2 protein-coding genes are annotated in these 2,536 nt (G+C 75.9%); both read left to right on the top strand.

Features of this window, described 5'->3' with window-relative positions:
- Positions 1–1,249, top strand: a 1,249-nt coding sequence (locus ACWENR_RS30420) for a beta-ketoacyl reductase (RefSeq protein WP_452280382.1), incomplete at its 5' end; no start/stop codon positions are given.
- Positions 1,246–2,536, top strand: a 1,291-nt coding sequence (locus ACWENR_RS30425; RefSeq protein ID WP_452280383.1) for a beta-ketoacyl synthase N-terminal-like domain-containing protein, incomplete at its 3' end; no start/stop codon positions are given. The genes ACWENR_RS30420 and ACWENR_RS30425, both read left to right, overlap by 4 nt.

A 2,536-nucleotide genomic window follows, 5' to 3' on the forward strand; every position in this document is an offset into this window, starting at 1 on the left:
CCGGCTGCTGCTGGTCAGCCGGCGCGGCGCGGCGGCACCCGGCGCCGACGAGGCGGTGGCGGAGCTGGCCGCCCTCGGCGCCGAGGCCCGCGTGCTGGCGTGCGACCTGGCCGACCGGGACGCGGTGGCGGAGCTCGCCCGGGGGCTGCGGGCCGACGGCGAGACCGTGCACGCAGTGGTGCACGCCGCCGGGGTGGGGCGGCTCAACCCGGTCGCCGCGGTGACCGAGGCGGAACTCGCCGACGTCGTGTCCGGCAAGATCGCCGGCGCCCGGCACCTCGACGAGTTCCTCGACCCCGGGCCGCTCGAACTGGTCGTCCACTTTTCCTCCATCGCGGCGGTCTGGGGCGTCGGCGACCACGGCGCGTACGCCGCCGGCAACGCCTTCCTGGACGCCTGGGCGCAGTCCCGGCCGGCCGGGAGCCCTCGGCACCTCTCGGTGAACTGGGGCCCGTGGGCCGGCGGCGGCATGGTGACCGACGCGCACGCGGCGGCCATGAGCCGGCGCGGCGTGTCCCTGCTCGACCGGGAACCGGCGATGGCCGCCCTGCGCGCCGGCCTCGCCGGCGACGACACCGCCCTCACCGTGGCCGACGTCGACTGGGACCGCTTCGCGCCGGTGTTCGCCTCCGCCCGGCCCCGACCGCTGATCGGCGACATCGCCGAGGTGGCCGCCCGGGCGGCGGCGGAGCGCGCGGACGCCGGGGACGGCGACCGGGTCGCCGGCGAACTGCGCAAGCGGCTCGGCGAGCTGACCCCGGCCGAGCAGGCCCGGGTGCTGGTCGACCTCATCCGAGCCGCCGCCGGCGAGGTCATCGGCCACGACAGCCCGTACGCCGTGGAGGCCGGCCGGCCCTTCCGGGACCTCGGCTTCGACTCGCTGACCGCCGTGGAGCTGCGGGGTCGGCTCGCCCGGTCGACCGGCCTGAGCCTGCCCAGCTCGGTGGTCTTCGACCATCCGACCCCGCAGGCGCTCGCCGAGCACCTGCGGGCGGAACTGCTCGACGAGGCCTCGGTGGAGGCGCTGCCGACCCTGGCGGAGCTGGACCAGTTGGAGAGCGCCCTCGCGCTGCGCGACCCGGACGACATCGGCCGGGTGCGGATCACGATGCGGCTGCACAGCCTGCTCGAACGGCTCGGCGCCGCCGAGGAACGCCGGGAGGAGACCGCCGAGGTGGCCGACCGGCTGCGGGCGGCCAGCAACCAGGAGCTGTTCGACCTCATCGACCAGGACCTCGGGCTCTCCTGAGCCGCCCGGGGACCTGTGGTGTCACGAGAAAGCGAGATGTCATGGCGGACGAAGAGCGGCTGCGCGAATACCTGACGCGGGTCGTCGCCGAGCTGCAGCAGACCCGCCAACGGCTGCGCGAGGTCACCGCCGAGGAGTCCGAGCCGGTGGCCATCGTGGCGATGAGCTGCCGCTACCCGGGCGGCATCAACTCGCCCGAACAGCTGTGGGAGTTCGTCTCGTCCGGCGGGGACGCCATCGGCGACTTCCCCACCGACCGGGGCTGGGACCTGGACCGGCTCTACCACGCCGACCCCGACAACTCCGGCACCTCGTACACCACCGCCGGCGGGTTCCTGCCCGACGCGGGGCGCTTCGACGCCGCCCTGTTCGGCATCTCGCCGCGCGAGGCCGTCGCCATGGACCCGCAGCAGCGGCTGCTGCTGGAGGTCACCTGGGAGCTGTTCGAGCGGGCCGGCATCGCCCCGCTGTCGCTGCGCGGCAGCCGCTCCGGCGTCTTCGTCGGCACCTCCGGGCAGGACTACGCCGCCGTGCTGCACCGGGCGCCCGGCGTCGAGGGGTACGTGCTGACCGGCACCGCCGCCAGCGTCGTCTCCGGCCGGCTGGCGTACACGTTCGGGCTCGAGGGCCCGTCGGTCACCGTGGACACCGCGTGCTCGTCGGCGTCGGTCGCCATCCACCTCGCCTGCCAGGCGCTGCGCCAGCGGGAGTGCGGCCTCGCCCTGGCCGGCGGCGCCACCGTCCTGGCCACCCCCGGCCCGTTCGTCGAGTTCTCCCGGCAGCGCGGGCTGGCCGCCGACGGCCGGTGCAAGTCGTTCGCCGCCGCCGCCGACGGCACCGGCTGGTCCGAGGGCGTCGGCATGCTGCTGCTGGAACGGCTCGGCGACGCCCGCCGCAACGGCCACCCCGTGCTCGGGATCATCCGCGGCTCCGCCGTCAACGCCGACGGCGCGTCGAACGGGCTCACCGCCCCCAACGGCCCGTCCCAGCAGCGCGTCATCCGGCAGGCCCTGGCCGGCGCGAAGCTCACCCCCGACCTGGTCGACGTGGTGGAGGCGCACGGCACCGGCACCACCCTCGGCGACCCGATCGAGGCGCAGGCGCTGCTCGCCACCTACGGCCAGGAACGGGGCGACGCCGCACCGCTGCTGCTCGGCTCGATCAAGTCGAACATCGGCCACACCCAGGCCGCCGCCGGCGTCGCCGGGGTGATCAAGATGGTGGAGGCGATGCGGCATCGGCCGGCGACCGCCGCCCCGGAGCAACCCACGCACGGCGGGGCCGGCC

It is taken from the genome of Micromonospora sp. NPDC004336, from assembly GCF_053602615.1.